This is a genomic window from Xanthomonas sp. NCPPB 3442, assembly GCF_056725145.1.
Genome location: NZ_CM161514.1, coordinates 2,693,932 through 2,707,253, shown reverse-complemented (window position 1 = coordinate 2,707,253; position 13,322 = coordinate 2,693,932). Strand labels below are relative to the sequence as shown.

General features: G+C 63.0%; 12 protein-coding genes and 1 pseudogene. 10 read left to right on the top strand and 3 right to left on the bottom strand.

Features of this window, described 5'->3' with window-relative positions; all coding sequences use genetic code 11:
• Positions 1–103: 103 nt before the first annotated feature.
• Positions 104–1,216 (top strand): efflux RND transporter periplasmic adaptor subunit, encoded by a 1,113-nt coding sequence (locus AC1POX_RS11745; protein WP_122272863.1) that lies wholly within the window; start codon positions 104–106, stop codon positions 1,214–1,216.
• A gap of 50 nt (positions 1,217–1,266) precedes the next feature.
• Positions 1,267–4,392 carry a multidrug efflux RND transporter permease subunit gene (locus AC1POX_RS11740; RefSeq protein ID WP_372356201.1) on the top strand — a complete coding sequence of 1,042 codons (3,126 nt, stop codon included), beginning with the start codon at positions 1,267–1,269 and terminating at the stop codon, positions 4,390–4,392.
• Positions 4,393–4,539: 147 nt separating this feature from the next.
• On the opposite strand, the gene AC1POX_RS11735 is transcribed toward AC1POX_RS11740, so the two are convergent.
• Complete coding sequence (locus AC1POX_RS11735; RefSeq protein ID WP_008575681.1) at positions 4,540–5,181, bottom strand: TetR/AcrR family transcriptional regulator; 642 nt, start codon at positions 5,179–5,181, stop codon at positions 4,540–4,542.
• A 181-nt stretch (positions 5,182–5,362) separates the two neighbouring features.
• Between AC1POX_RS11735 and AC1POX_RS11730 the strand changes: the two genes are divergently transcribed.
• Positions 5,363–6,277, top strand: coding sequence for an NmrA family NAD(P)-binding protein (locus AC1POX_RS11730; protein WP_372173582.1), 915 nt, complete (start codon positions 5,363–5,365; stop codon positions 6,275–6,277).
• Between the two features lies 1 nt (position 6,278).
• Positions 6,279–7,432: pseudogene (locus AC1POX_RS11725) on the top strand (epoxide hydrolase family protein).
• 168 nt (positions 7,433–7,600) lie between these two features.
• Here the strand turns inward: AC1POX_RS11725 and AC1POX_RS11720 are convergent.
• Both AC1POX_RS11720 and AC1POX_RS11715 read right to left on the bottom strand, forming a co-directional pair.
• The gene (locus AC1POX_RS11720) at positions 7,601–8,065 is read right to left on the bottom strand and encodes a hypothetical protein (protein ID WP_031422804.1); all 465 of its coding nucleotides are present in this window, start codon (positions 8,063–8,065) and stop codon (positions 7,601–7,603) included.
• Between the two features lie 13 nt (positions 8,066–8,078).
• A complete protein-coding gene (locus tag AC1POX_RS11715) occupies positions 8,079–8,270 on the bottom strand; it encodes a hypothetical protein (RefSeq protein ID WP_057681745.1) in 192 nt (63 codons plus the stop codon).
• A 69-nt stretch (positions 8,271–8,339) separates the two neighbouring features.
• Between AC1POX_RS11715 and AC1POX_RS11710 the strand changes: the two genes are divergently transcribed.
• From AC1POX_RS11710 to AC1POX_RS11685, 6 genes are all read left to right on the top strand, one after another.
• A complete protein-coding gene (locus tag AC1POX_RS11710) occupies positions 8,340–8,816 on the top strand; it encodes a BLUF domain-containing protein (RefSeq protein ID WP_031422802.1) in 477 nt (158 codons plus the stop codon).
• Between the two features lie 304 nt (positions 8,817–9,120).
• On the top strand, positions 9,121–9,711 hold the full coding sequence (locus AC1POX_RS11705) for an O-methyltransferase (protein ID WP_372357170.1): 591 nt from the start codon (positions 9,121–9,123) through the stop codon (positions 9,709–9,711).
• Between the two features lie 866 nt (positions 9,712–10,577).
• Entirely contained in the window at positions 10,578–11,096 is a 519-nt protein-coding gene (locus AC1POX_RS11700; RefSeq protein WP_029819477.1) for an acyl-CoA dehydrogenase family protein, read from the top strand.
• Positions 11,084–11,842, top strand: coding sequence for a PIG-L deacetylase family protein (locus AC1POX_RS11695; RefSeq protein WP_014090271.1), 759 nt, complete (start codon positions 11,084–11,086; stop codon positions 11,840–11,842). The genes AC1POX_RS11700 and AC1POX_RS11695 overlap by 13 nt, the downstream gene beginning before the upstream one ends.
• Positions 11,839–12,441 carry a class I SAM-dependent DNA methyltransferase gene (locus AC1POX_RS11690; RefSeq protein WP_372356200.1) on the top strand — a complete coding sequence of 201 codons (603 nt, stop codon included), beginning with the start codon at positions 11,839–11,841 and terminating at the stop codon, positions 12,439–12,441. Before AC1POX_RS11695 ends, AC1POX_RS11690 begins: the two co-directional genes overlap by 4 nt.
• The gene (locus AC1POX_RS11685; RefSeq protein ID WP_218556100.1) at positions 12,438–13,106 is read left to right on the top strand and encodes a glycosyltransferase family 2 protein; all 669 of its coding nucleotides are present in this window, start codon (positions 12,438–12,440) and stop codon (positions 13,104–13,106) included. Before AC1POX_RS11690 ends, AC1POX_RS11685 begins: the two co-directional genes overlap by 4 nt.
• Positions 13,107–13,322 lie beyond the last annotated feature (216 nt).

The following is a 13,322-nucleotide window of genomic DNA, read 5'->3' as shown; positions in this document are numbered from 1 at the left end:
GCAGGGATGATACAGGTTCTGTGGAAATGATCCTTATGAATCATATTTGATTCATAAGGATCTATGGCGCATCATTCCCGCGTCATCCATTGGACCCCGCGCTGTGACAGCCCAACGCGCTTACCGTTTCTTTTCGCTGTGTGCCTTCCTTCCATTCGCACTGGCCGCCTGCGGCAGAGCCGCTCCACCCGCTGAGTCTTCGGTTGCACCTGCGGTGGAAATCGCCACCGCGCAGGCGCGCAAGGTGTTGCAGACCACCGATCTGCCCGGCCGTGTTTCGCCGATGCGCGTAGCGCAGGTTCGTGCGCGCGTGGCCGGCGTGGTGCTGGCACGCCGGTTCGAAGAAGGTTCGGACGTCAGGGCAGGGCAGGTGTTGTTTCAGATCGACCCCGCGCCGTTTGAGGCCGCGGTGGCGCGCGCACGCGGGGAGCTGAGGCGTAGCGACGCCGAGCTGGAAAATGCCGCCGCCCAGTTCGAACGCAGCCAGCAACTGGTGCAGCGGCAGGTGATCAGCCGGCAGGATTTCGACACCGCCCGCAGCAATTTCAAAAGCACCCAGGCAGCGGTGGCGTCGGCGCGTGCGGCGCTGAAAACCGCGCAACTGGAGCTGGGCTTCGCCACGGTGCGTGCGCCGATCGACGGCCGCATCGGGCGGGCGCTGGTCACCGAGGGCGCGCTGGTCGGGCAGGGGGGCGAGGCGACAGAAATGGCGCTGATACAACAGCTCGATCCGATCTTCGCCGACTTCAATCGTCCGGTCGCCGAAGCGCTGAAGTTGCGCGGTCGCGCCCGCAAAGGCGAGGCGCCGCTCAAGGTCGTCATCGACATTCCTGAGCTCGGCGAGACACGAGAGGGCGACCTGCTGTTCGCGGACATGCGGGTGGACGAAACAACCGATACGGTGTCGCTGCGCGCGCAATTCGACAATCGCGACAACCTGTTGCTGCCGGGGATGTTCGTGCGCGTGCGCACGCCGAACGGTACCGCCAGCGACGCGGTCTATGTGCCGCAGCGGGCGATTCAGCGGCGACCGGGCGGCAGCGCTGCGGTGATGGTCGTGGGCGCCGACGGCAGGGCCGAACTGCGCGATGTCCGAACCGGCGCGATGGTCGGCACCGACTGGCAGATACTCGAAGGCCTGAAGGCCGGTGAGCGCTACATCGCCTCAGGCGCGACGCGGATCCAGCCTGGTGCCGTGTTGAACGCCGCGCACTGAACCACTCTTCATTCCGCCTGTGCGGGCGCGTGGCGCCCCGGTGACCGTCCATGTCCCGATTCTTTATCGACCGCCCCAACTTCGCGTGGGTGGTTGCGATTTTCATCTCGCTCGCCGGCCTGCTGGCAGTGCGCACCTTGCCTGTCGAAAAATATCCGGAAGTGGCGCCGCCGCAGATCAGCATTTCTGCCACCTATCCCGGCGCGTCGGCCCAGGTCGTCAACGACGCGGTGACCAGTGTCATCGAGCAGGAGCTCAACGGCGCGCGCGACATGCTGTATTACGACTCCAGCAGCTCCAACGGCAGTGCGCAGATCACCATCACGTTCCAGCCCGGCACCGATCCCAACATCGCCCAGGTGGACGTGCAGAACCGCATTCGTCAATCCGAATCGCGACTGCCGGCAGCGGTGACGCAACTTGGCTTGCAGGTCGAACAGACCACTGCCGGCTTCCTGATGCTGTATTCGCTGGTCTACAAGGATGCGACCGCCGCGCAGGACGTGGTGCGCCTGAACGACTACGCGGCCAGAGTGGTCAACGACGAGATCCGCCGTGTTCCCGGCGTGGGACGCGTGCAGTTCTTCGGCGCCGAAGCGGCGATGCGGGTGTGGGTGGACACCCAGGCATTGCGCGGCTATGGGCTGAGCATTGTCGACGTCAATAACGCGATCCGTGCGCAAAACCTGCAAGTGGCAGCCGGTAGCCTGGGCGAACGCCCAGGCGCGCATGATCAGGAATTGACCACCACGCTGGTGGTGCGCGGCCTGATGGAATCGCCGCAGGAATTTGGCCAGATCATCCTGCGTGCCCAGACCAATGGCGCGGTGGTGCATCTGTCGGACGTGGCGAAGCTGGAACTTGGATTGGAGAACTACCAGTTCGATGTGCAGGAAAACGGTGGCCCGGCCGCCGGCGCGGCGGTGCAGCTGGCGCCAGGCGGCAATGCGGTCGCCACCGTGGCGGCGGTGCGCCAGCGCCTGCAGGAACTCTCGCAGCGTTTTCCGGCAGACATCACCTACTCGGTGCCCTTCGATAGTTCGACCTTCGTCAATGTGGCAATCAGGAAGGTGCTTCACACCTTGCTCGAAGCGATGGCGTTGGTGTTCCTGGTGATGTTCGTGTTCCTGCAGAACATCCGCTACACCTTGATCCCGGCGATCGTGGTGCCGGTGTGCCTGTTGGGCACGTTCGCGATGATGAAGCTGCTGGGTTTCTCGGTGAACATGATGAGCATGTTCGCGATGGTGCTGGCGATCGGCATCCTGGTGGACGATGCGATTGTGGTGGTTGAGAACGTCGAGCGCCTGATGGCCGTGGAAGGCCTGTCGCCGCGCGATGCCTCGATCAAGGCGATGACGCAGGTGGGCGGTGCGATCGTCGGCATCACCCTGGTGCTCACCGCGGTGTTTTTGCCGCTCGCCTTCATGAGCGGTTCGGTCGGCGTGATCTACCGACAGTTCTCCGCAGTGCTCGCCGTCTCGATCCTGTTTTCCGGTTTCCTGGCGCTGACCATGACACCGGCGCTGTGCGCGACGTTCCTGGTACCCATCGATGGCCGCCATGAGAAGAAGGGATTCTTCGCTTGGTTCGACCGCAACTTCAGCGCGCTGACGTCGCGTTTCGATCGGTTGAACCATCGCCTGGTGCGCCGTGCCGGGCGCTACATGCTGGTGTACGCCGTGCTGCTTTGCGCGCTTGGGCTGGCATACGTGCGGCTGCCGGAGGCCTTCGTACCGCAGGAAGACGAGGGCTACATGATCGTAGACATGCAGTTGCCGCCCGGCGCCAGCTACAGCCGTACGCGCGCGGCCGGGCAACAGGTCAACGATTACCTCGCCGCGCGGCCGAGCATGCAGGACGTGACGCTGGTGTACGGTTTCAGTTTCTCCGGAAGCGGCGCCAATGCGGCCATGGCCTTTCCGTCACTGAAAGACTGGAGCGAACGCGGCGACAGCGAATCAGTGGCCAGCGAAGTGGCGGCCGCCAACGCGGCGCTGGGACGCATCAGCGACGCGACCATCATGGCCGTGATGCCGCCACCGATCGAAGGCCTGGGCAATTCCGGCGGTTTCTCGCTGCGCGTGCAGGACCGCGGCAATCTTGGGCGCGACGCGCTGATGCAGTCGGTGAACCAGTTGCTGCATGCGGCCAATCAGTCGCCCAAGCTGGCATACGCGATGGTGGAAGGTCTTGCCGATGCGCCGCAGCTGCGCCTGGAAGTGGATCGCGGCAAGGCCGAAGCGCTGGGCGTGAGCTTTCAGAGTGCGATGGAGGTGCTGTCCAGCGCGTTCGGCTCGACGATCGTCAACGATTTCGTCAACCGCGGTCGTCTGCAACGGGTGGTGGTACAGGGCAATGCAAGCGATCGCGCCACGCCCCAATCACTGGACACACTGTCTGTCACCAGCAGTACCGGCAAGCAGGTGCCGTTGACGGCGTTCACCACGCAACGGTGGGAGCAGGGGCCGGTGCAGATTGCCCGCTACAACGGCTATGCATCGGTCAATCTCACCGGCGAGGCTGCGCCCGGCATCAGCTCGGGCGACGCGCTGGCGGAAATGGAACGCCTGGCGACTGCACTTCCCCAGGGCATTGGCTACGAATGGTCCGCGCTGTCGTATCAAGAAAAAGCTGCCGGCACACAGGCGCCACTGCTGCTCGGCCTGGCCTTGCTGGTGGTGTTTCTGCTGCTGGTCGCGCTGTACGAGAGTTGGGCGATTCCGTTTTCGGTGATGCTGATCGTGCCGATCGGCGCGATTGGCGCAACCGCCGCGGTGTGGGTGGCCGGCCTTTCCAACGATGTGTACTTCAAGGTCGGCCTGATCACCATCATCGGCCTGGCCGCCAAGAATGCGATTTTGATCGTGGAATTCGCCAAGGAACTGCATGCGCAGGGCGCGCGCGTGCCGGACGCTGCAATGCAGGCGGCTAGGCTGCGCTTTCGCCCGATCGTGATGACGTCGCTGGCCTTCATTCTCGGCGTGATTCCGCTGGTGATCGCACGCGGTGCGGGTGCAGCGAGCCAGAATGCGTTGGGCACCGGCGTGATCGGCGGCATGCTGGCGGCCAGTACGCTTGGTGTCGTGTTCACCCCGATCTTTTTTACCTGGGTGATGGCGTATGTGGCTGCCCGCAGGAGTGCAGCCGCAAACCCGGCGGAGCCCTCCACATGATCATGCCGGGCGACTGCATGCGGCATCGGTCGATCGTGAGAAGAGGGCGGCAGGAATCGCGATAGCGTTCGTGCCGACCTGACGGCGCCAGCAATCGATCGGCAGGCGCTCAAAGACCCGAGCCAGTTTGCGGGCGCTGAGCGCGTCTCAGCGCGGACGTTTCGTCTTTAGCTGGCCTGCAGCGCTGAGCAGTCCCAGCGCCCACTCCACGCGCTCTGCTGCGGAGTCGATCAGGCGTGCCGGGTGTTCTCCCAGCAGCGCACGAAGTTGATGCGGCGCAAACACCAGATCGACGAAGTGGCCTGCTAACGCAGAGGGATCGGCGGGTTGATCTTGGCCATCGAGGATCGCCATGCGCACACGTTGCAGCCCGCCTTCCCAGCCGATGCGGTTGACCTCCGCAGCAAGCTCCGGCGCCCGGATGGAGGTGCCGACGACCAAGCGCATCATTGCCACGGTCTGCGGCTGCAGCGCGTGCGCAAGTATTCCTCGACCTGCGAGCCTTAGCCGCCCCTCAAGATCCAGCGGGGCGCTGGGAGCGGCTGGCAGGGGCTGGGTCTGCACATCACGGCGAATCACTGCCTCGAAAATGGCGTCCTTGTTGGCATAGCGCGCGTAGAGGCTGGCCTTGCCGGCACCTGCCAGTCGCGCGATGTCGTCGCATGAGGTGTGCTCGAAGCCGCGTTCCAGGAAGAGCTGTAGTGCCGCATCCAGAAGCCGCCGATCGACATCGCCGGCTTTATCGGGTGGCGGCCTGCCGCCTTTGGATTTTTGCTTGACCGCCTTCATCGACGAAACGTTACACGCCACTTGTGCTTTCAACAACTGAACGATATCGTTCAGTTGTTCGCTGCATGGTCTTTCCCGCCAGCACGATGCATGAGAGCCGATGTAACAGGGCGCTGCTGCCCCCTGGTGCGTTGGCTGCCCGCCGCTTTCGGCACCCGAAGACTCAAGCGAGAAGCACGTGGTGAACACACAGACGAGTTCGCAGGTCGTTGTTGCTGGAGCCACCGGCGATCTCGGTCACCGGATCGCGGTGGCCCTGAAAGATCAGGGCGCGGCCGTGAATGCACTGGTGCGGCACGGGGCAGGCAAGAGCCGCGTCGCGTCGTTGGAGGAGCGGGGCATCCAGGTTCGACATGTTGAGCTCGACGACGCCGAGCGGTTACGCGAGGCACTCATGGGTGCGGACTGTGTGATTTGCGCACTCAACGGCTTGGAAGAGGTCATGTTGGGTCAACAGGGAAAACTGTTGCATGCAGCAGTTTCTGCGGGCGTCCCGCGTTTTATCCCGTCCGATTTCTCGCTGGACTACACGAAGACGCGGCCAGGCGACAATCGCAATCTGGACCTGCGGCGCCGCTTCAGAGAGCAACTGGACGCCACGCCCATTTCGGCCACATCAATTCTGTGTGGCGGCTTTCTGGAATTGCTTGAGGGCAGTGCGCGCCTGGTTGTACCGGGCCGCCGGGTCCTGCATTTTGGCGACGCAGACCAGAAACTCGATTTCACTGCCAAGGACGATGTCGCCCGCTATACGGCCGCGGCGGCGCTGGATCCCAATGCTCCACGCGATCTGCGGATTGCCGGCAACAGCATTTCGCCCAACGACATCGCACACCTGCTCACCGAGCTCACGGGCGAGCGATATCGCACGCTCAGGCCAGGCGGAATCGGCACGATGTCGGCCATCATCCGCGTCGTGCGCGCACTGACGCCGACCAGCGATGACCCGTTCCCACCCTGGCAAGGCATGCAATACCTGCGCGACATGATGAGTGGACGCGGCAAGTTGATCCATCTGGACAATGATCGCTACGGCGCGCGCGCGTGGCAGTCAGCTCGCCAGACCATGGCGAACACCTACGCAACGGAGGCTTGAGATGACTGACGGCATGACACCGTTTCGGATCAACATCGCGCAGGCTGAGCTGGATGATCTCAACCAACGTCTTGGGCACACGCGTTGGCCCAGTCCGGAAACCGTGAGTGATCACAGCCAGGGCCCACAATCGGCGCGCATTCGACGCCTGGTCGAGCGCTGGCGGACGGGCTACGACTGGCGCGCCACCGAGCGATTGCTTAATGGCTGGAATAGCAGTCGCACGGCTATTGACGGGCTGGATATCCATTTCCTGCATGTGCGTTCACCAGAGCCGGGCGCGCTTCCATTGCTGTTGACGCATGGATGGCCGGGATCAATTCTGGAATTTCGCGACGTGATCGGCCCACTGACTGACCCGGTGGCCTACGGCGGGAAGGCGTCGGATGCGTTTCATCTGGTGATCCCATCGTTGCCCGGCTTTGGTTTCTCTGGGAAACCCACCTCCCGCGGCTGGGGAGTGGGGCGAACGGCTGCGGCATGGGTCGAACTGATGCGCCGGCTGGGTTATGGCGAACGCTGGACCGCCCAGGGCGGCGATTGGGGCAGCGCGATCACGACCGCGCTTGGGTTCATGCAGCCGCCCGGCTTGGTGGGCATCCATCTGAACACGGTGATGTTCGACCCGAGCGCCGAAGAAATTGCCAACGCCACGCCAGCAGAGCAGCGGATGCTCGACGATGCCAAGCGCTATCAGAGAGAATTTTCAGGCTACATGCACCTGCAAAGCACACGACCGCAGTCGGTGGGGTTTAGCCTGGCTGATTCTCCAGCCGGCATTGCCGCATGGATCTATGCGCTCTTCCAGGATGTTTCCCAAAGCGGCGGCGAACCGGAAAACGTGATCGCGCTGGACCATGCATCGACGACATCATGCTGTACTGGCTCCCCAATGCCGGGCCCAGCTCGGTGCGTTTTTACTGGGAAGCTGCGCAGGAAGCTGGGACTGCGATGCCCATGCACCCGATGCCCACGCCAACCGGGATCAGCATGTTTCCCGGAGAACAAGTACGCATTTCGCGGCGCTGGGCAGAACGACGCTTCGCAGATCTGCGCTTTTTTGCAGAGGCAGAGCGGGGCGGGCATTTTGCTGCGATGGAAAATCCGCCGGCATTTGTCGACCACCTCCGAGACACCTTTCAATCGCTGCGGTAATGGTTGCGGGATCTTATCGAGTCCGACTAGCTGATTGGGCTTTGCAGCGGCAATCCAGTGCATTCGGCTGCGATGAGCTATTTAGCGAAGGGAGGGCGGACAACTTCGAGCCAGCGGGACGTGGCGGCTGATGCAAGAGGCGGATCGTTAGCCTGAGGACATGCTTGGCTAGCGACCGCCTTGAAATGTAAAGGTGAAGCGCGCCGCAGAGCGGTCGGCGGTTTGCGGGGCGATGGGCACGGGCGTGGCCTCCACCAGCGTCAACATGCCATCGGCAATAGGCACCGGAATGCCTAACGTAAGGTCAACCTGTCTGGACCAGCCACCACCCAGCACCGTCGCACGTACGATCAGTCGGCCTTCCACGATGCATTGAACATCAGTAGGGCAACGGCTGTCTTCGACGACTCGGTCGGGCCGTACCCTGGGACCATCGACCGCTGCCATCTCGCCTAGGCGCACAGGGCCTTCAATGAGATGACCCGTCGCCGGGGGCGTAGTGGCGCATCCTCCAAGCGACATGACGGCGAGCACTGCCAGAGACAGTAAAGGGGCGCGATGAAGGTCATGCTTGCCGGCAGTCCTCGCCTGGCACGATTGAGGTTGCGGGTGGCTTTGGAGCGATGCGCGCATTGATCGACGTCCTTTAGATGAGATCCCGAACCACGTCTTCGGCCAGCCACTGCGACGCGTCAGCGTCTTCGCTCACCGTGCAGCGGATCGACTGACCTGCCAGCATGGCACCGCCGCGCCGAGGCGGCTTGAGCGTGCAGACCATGAACGCGCGTTGCCGCTCTGTATAAGTAAATTGTAATGCCTGCATTGCCAATTGGTGCATCACACCCTGATACTGCGCTCGCAGCGATCTCAGGAGGAGCCGGCGCTGACGACTCTGCAGAAATGGACGTTGGAGCAGATCACCTATCGGGATGAGTTCTTGGCAAATCCACCGTTGCAGGCCATCGCTTACGTGAGCGAGGTGCGTCGTCCCATGTCGATGGGGGAGGTCGACCGGCTGCTTGTCTCTTCCAGTGCACACAACGCGCTGGCCGCCATCACCGGCGTCCTGCTCTACGACGGCGCTCGATTTTTTCAGTATTTCGAGGGCCCACCTGCCGGGGTGCAGCATACCTACGATCGCATCAAGCAGTCTGCGCGCCATCACGTGATCGCAGAGGTCTACAACGGCTCCATCGTCGAGCGTTACTTTCCCGACTGGCAGATGGCGTGCCGCAAGGTGCTTCCCGGGTCAATCGTCGAGCTCAGCGCACAACGCTGGTCGCGCACACGCCTTGCGCTGTGGTCTGCGGGAAATAAGCCGGAGCCTGTGTCCCGGTTGCTGGAGTTCTGGGAGGGGGCCATGCCGCCGACAGCTGATGTATGACCAGGCGCGCGTGAACGTCTACTGCATCGCTAGGGCGCCAGCCTGGGAGGCCCCCGCGACCGATTTGTGTCCGCCATGCCTGCAGTCCTCTTGATGCAAGCGATATCGAAAGCGACGTAGGGCGTTCTTTTCGGCGAAGAGCGAATGGCGAATGGCGAATGGCGAATATCAAATAGCGAGCACGCTGTATCAGGCAGGCGCATCGAGCATCCGATTCGCTCGCATCACGGCGCAGCACACCAGGCACTGAAGGGCGATGCCAGGGTCATTGCCCACATTGCAGCAATCAACAGGCACTCAAGGCATGAGCACGTTGCAGGATCTGAAAGAGGAGCTGTCGCGCTTTGGGGCCAACAACGATGCGGTAGAAACCGCACGTGGCAAACGCATGCTGAATATCACCCCCGAAACCGGCGAACTGCTCGCCCTGCTGGTACACGCGACGCGGGCACGGCAGGTGCTAGAGGCGGGTACTTCCAATGGCTACTCCACGCTGTGGCTGGCCGAAGCTGTCATCGCCGTCGGTGGACACGTCATCACGCTGGAACATGCCGAAGACAAGGCCGCCCTGGCGGCGGCGAACTTCGTGCGTGCCGGACTACAGGCGCACATCACGCAGGTGCTGGGCGATGCAGGCACGTGGTTGGAGACCGCCGACGATGGCAGCGTCGATCTGCTGTTTTTGGACTCGGACCGCAGCGCCTATGCACGGTGGTGGCCGCAGCTGCGCCGCGTGCTCAAGCGCGGCACCGGCCTGATGGTGGTGGACAACGCCACCTCACACGCGACGGAGATGGCAGATTTCATGCAGGCTGTCCGAGCCGACATGTCCTTCCGATGCAGCGAGGTGCCGGTCGGCAACGGACAGTTCATGGCAGTGCGCGTCGCAGACTGAATCGCGAGCGACGTTGCGCAGCGGCTAGCGCCCGACGATTCCAACTGAGGCTGATGCAAGCCTGTTCTGCTGAGCGGTCGAGCCGTCGATTCTTTCCGGCTTGAAGTGACATTCGGTAGCACGACTGATTCTTCGCATCGGTTGAGTCCGGTTACAACGCTTGACCAAAACTCTGTTCGCCGCCTTTGAACGGACGCAAACACGGCGTGACATTCCTGACGCGTGGTATTGCGATCGGTGTTGATTGGCGAAGCCAGGCTTGCATCGACGACTTGCGTCCATCGTCAAGCGGCAAAGCATTGTTCTTTATCCAGCTGCCGTCGCGGTGAGGCACTTGGCCGTTGGCTCACTTGAGTTTGACGAGCCATCGCCTAGATTGGCGTATGTATCAATCAGCACTCGCCCGCGACGATCTGCCGGGTACACCTTCGCTATCGCCAAATCCAGCGCTCGCGCAACGCGTGCGTGAGTACCTGCGACTGACGCCGCAACTTCCCAATCCTGGCGCAGGACGCACGTACGCGCGATGGCAGGCGCTGAGCAAGCTGGGGGCTGCGAGCTTGCCGCTTGCCAAGGTGCTGGAAGCGCATTACGACGCGGTGTCGATTTTTTCCGAGGCCGGCCAGCCATTAGCTTCCAATGGAGCGGTGTGGGCTGTGTGGGCAGCGGGCGGGCCGCATGACACCGTGGCGTACGAAGCGAGCTCAAGCACGGTGTCCGGTATCAAGCCGTGGTGCAGCGCGGAGCTGGACGTTGTGACGCACGCCTTGGTGACCGTCCGAAACGGCGATCGGCAGCCGCTTGCCGCGGTGACGCTGAGGCAAGGATGCTTCGAGCTTGATGCAAGTCAGTGGCACGGACCAGGCATGCTCGGCATTCCAACTGGCAACGTCCATTTCGCGAATGCGCCGGCACGTTTGCTGGGTGCGCCGGAATTCTATTTGCAGCGGCCGGGTTTTTGGCATGGCGGGGCGGGCATCGCGGCCTGCTGGTATGGCGCCGCCGCAGCCATTGCCGAGCATGTCCGCCGCTCGCCACGAGTGGCAAACAATCCTTTTGCCGCAGCACACCTGGGCGCCATCGACGAACGGCTGACGGGTGCACGGCTGATGCTGCAGGACCTGGCCAAAACGATCGACGACGCTCCAACCCAAAGCCATCAACTGCCTGTCATTCGGTTACGTAGCGTGATGGACCGCGTCTGCCGGGACGTGATCGAACGCGCCGCCTTGGCCCTGGGGCCTGCCTCGCTGTGCTGCGATGCCGCGCACGCGCAACGGTGCGCCGACCTGGCTGCCTTCATCCGCCAATCCCACGGTGAAAAAGACGAGCAGTGGCTGGGGGAACAACTGCATGCACGCGAGGTCAACCCATGGCGGCTGTGAGGGGCGAGCAGATCGCAGGGCAAGGCATCAGCGAACAGCGCTGGCGTGCATCGCGCCAGTTGAATGCGCTGCTCACCAGCAGCCTCGACCAGCTACTGGGCACCGCCACCCGTGTCGTGGTGGTTTCTCCGCATCCGGATGACGAGGTGCTGGGGTGTGGCGGGCTGCTTGCGATGGCGATCGCATCGGGAAGGCAGGTCCTGATCATCTCCGTGACCGATGGCGAAGCCGCCTATCCGCAGGACGACGCATGGCCGCCCGCGCGGCTGGCAGCTGCGCGTCGTGAGGAGTTGCGTGACGCGCTGGCGTGCCTGGGTATCGATCCCTCCAGCATCGTCAGGCTGGATGCGGGAGATGGCCAGGTACGTGCGGGAATTGACGCACTTGGTGCACGGCTGGCCGACCTGCTGCAACCACGCGACGTGGTGCTGGTGACGTATGCGCGCGATGGCCACCCCGATCACGAAGCCTGCGCAGATGCAGCGAGTGCCGCAGTTGCACGATGCGGAGCGCGGTTGATCCAGTTTCCGATATGGGCATGGCATTGGGACGACCCCGACCACAGTCAGATGCTGGCATCGGCCACGCGTCTGGTGCTTTCTGCCGATGCGCACGCTGCAAAGCTGCAGGCGATGTCTGCGTTCAAGACGCAGACCGGTCACGTCACGCCTGCGCTGCGCAACCCCATCCTTCCCGACTGGGCGCTGGCGAGGTTTCGGCGCGACTTCGAGGTCTATCTCCCATGAACGCCCAGGCCAACGCCGACTATTTCGACAGCATCTACCAGCAGCACGATCCGTTCGGCTATGGGACACGTTGGTACGAAAAACGCAAACGCGACATCCTGCTGGCAACCTTGCCTCGGCAGGGATTTGCACGGGGATGGGAGCTGGGGTGTTCCAACGGCGAAGCAACCTGTGGGCTCGCTGCCCGCTGCGAGCGCCTGCTGGCAACCGATATGTCCGCCGCCGCGGTACACCACGCCAAGCAACGTGTGGGGGAGCGCAGCAATGTCGAAATCGTGCAGGCTTGCCATCCGCAGCACTGGCCGGTGGGAAGTTTCGATCTGATCGTGCTGAGCGAGATCGGCTACTACCTCGCCGCCTCCGAACTCGACGAGCTGATCGCGCGTCTGCAGCAGGCGCTCACGCCGGAGGGACTGCTGGTGGCCTGCCACTGGAAGCATCCTTTCGAAAAGGCACAGCAAGATGGCATCGCGGTCCATGCCGGTATTGCCCGACTGCTCACCTTGCCGCTGAGTTATCGCTATGAAGACAGCGATTTTCTGCTGGAAGCGTGGACCGCGCAGCCATTGTCGGTAGCACAGCACGAAGGCTTGCGATGATCGCCGTCATCATTCCGGCACATAACGAGGCCGAGTGCATGGCCGCCTGCCTTGCATCGGTGTTTCTCGCCGCATCGCACCCCGAACTGCACGAGGCTGTGGAGGTGATCGTCGCGGTGGACCGTTGCACGGATGCAACGGCAGAGCTGGCACTGGCATTGGGCGCGCTCGTGATCGACGTACCCGTGCCCGGCGGCGTCGGCATTGCACGGGCCGCAGCGGCCTCAAAGGCCATTGCACTGGGCGCCGATTGGCTGGCCGTGACCGACGCTGATTCGCGCGTCCCGGCCGATTGGCTGGTGGAACAGCGCAGGGCCGACGCGGACGTGTTCTGCGGTGTCGTGCAGGTGGAGGACTGGCTGGATTATTCCGATGAAGTGCGTTGCAGGTTCGAACAGACCCAGGCAACTGGGCAAGGTCATGGCCGCATTCACGGCGCCAACCTCGGTGTGAGCACCGCCCTCTATCAACAATGCGGTGGGTTCTCTGCGTTGACCTGCAGCGAAGACGTTGCGCTGGTCCACGCGCTGCAGGCGATCAACGCGTCCATCGCCTGGTCGCCACGCTCGGTGGTGTGGACCAGTGCCCGCAGGCAGGCACGGGCAATTGGCGGATTCTCGGATTTTTTGAAGCAGCTGGAAGCCTCGACCTGCGTGCCTGCGTAGTCGGTAACGCAACGCTTTGAGCCGTCTTTGCAAGATGTCATAGCCATACCGCATGTCTTCGATTCGCCAAGCAGATGCGCTTTAGCTAAAACGTGTCTTTGCTTCAACGACTGCAGGGCTACGGCCAGGCAAGACCAGCGACTTGAAGCGCATCCGCGGCATCGCCGCAGTCGAACCACGGCATGTCGCGGCCCAGCGCCTGACACCTGCTGACCG

Excerpts from the sequence above, each read along its gene's own strand:
- AC1POX_RS11685 (WP_218556100.1), top strand. The coding sequence starts at position 12,438 with ATGATCGCCGTCATCATTCCGGCACATAACGAGGCCGAGTGCATGGCC.
- AC1POX_RS11705 (WP_372357170.1), top strand. The coding sequence starts at position 9,121 with ATGAGCACGTTGCAGGATCTGAAAGAGGAGCTGTCGCGCTTTGGGGCC.
- AC1POX_RS11690 (WP_372356200.1), top strand. The coding sequence starts at position 11,839 with ATGAACGCCCAGGCCAACGCCGACTATTTCGACAGCATCTACCAGCAG.
- AC1POX_RS11735 (WP_008575681.1), bottom strand. The coding sequence starts at position 5,181 with ATGAAGGCGGTCAAGCAAAAATCCAAAGGCGGCAGGCCGCCACCCGAT.
- AC1POX_RS11720 (WP_031422804.1), bottom strand. The coding sequence starts at position 8,065 with ATGCGCGCATCGCTCCAAAGCCACCCGCAACCTCAATCGTGCCAGGCG.
- AC1POX_RS11695 (WP_014090271.1), top strand. The coding sequence starts at position 11,084 with ATGGCGGCTGTGAGGGGCGAGCAGATCGCAGGGCAAGGCATCAGCGAA.
- AC1POX_RS11700 (WP_029819477.1), top strand. The coding sequence starts at position 10,578 with ATGCTCGGCATTCCAACTGGCAACGTCCATTTCGCGAATGCGCCGGCA.
- AC1POX_RS11715 (WP_057681745.1), bottom strand. The coding sequence starts at position 8,270 with ATGCACCAATTGGCAATGCAGGCATTACAATTTACTTATACAGAGCGG.
- AC1POX_RS11740 (WP_372356201.1), top strand. The coding sequence starts at position 1,267 with ATGTCCCGATTCTTTATCGACCGCCCCAACTTCGCGTGGGTGGTTGCG.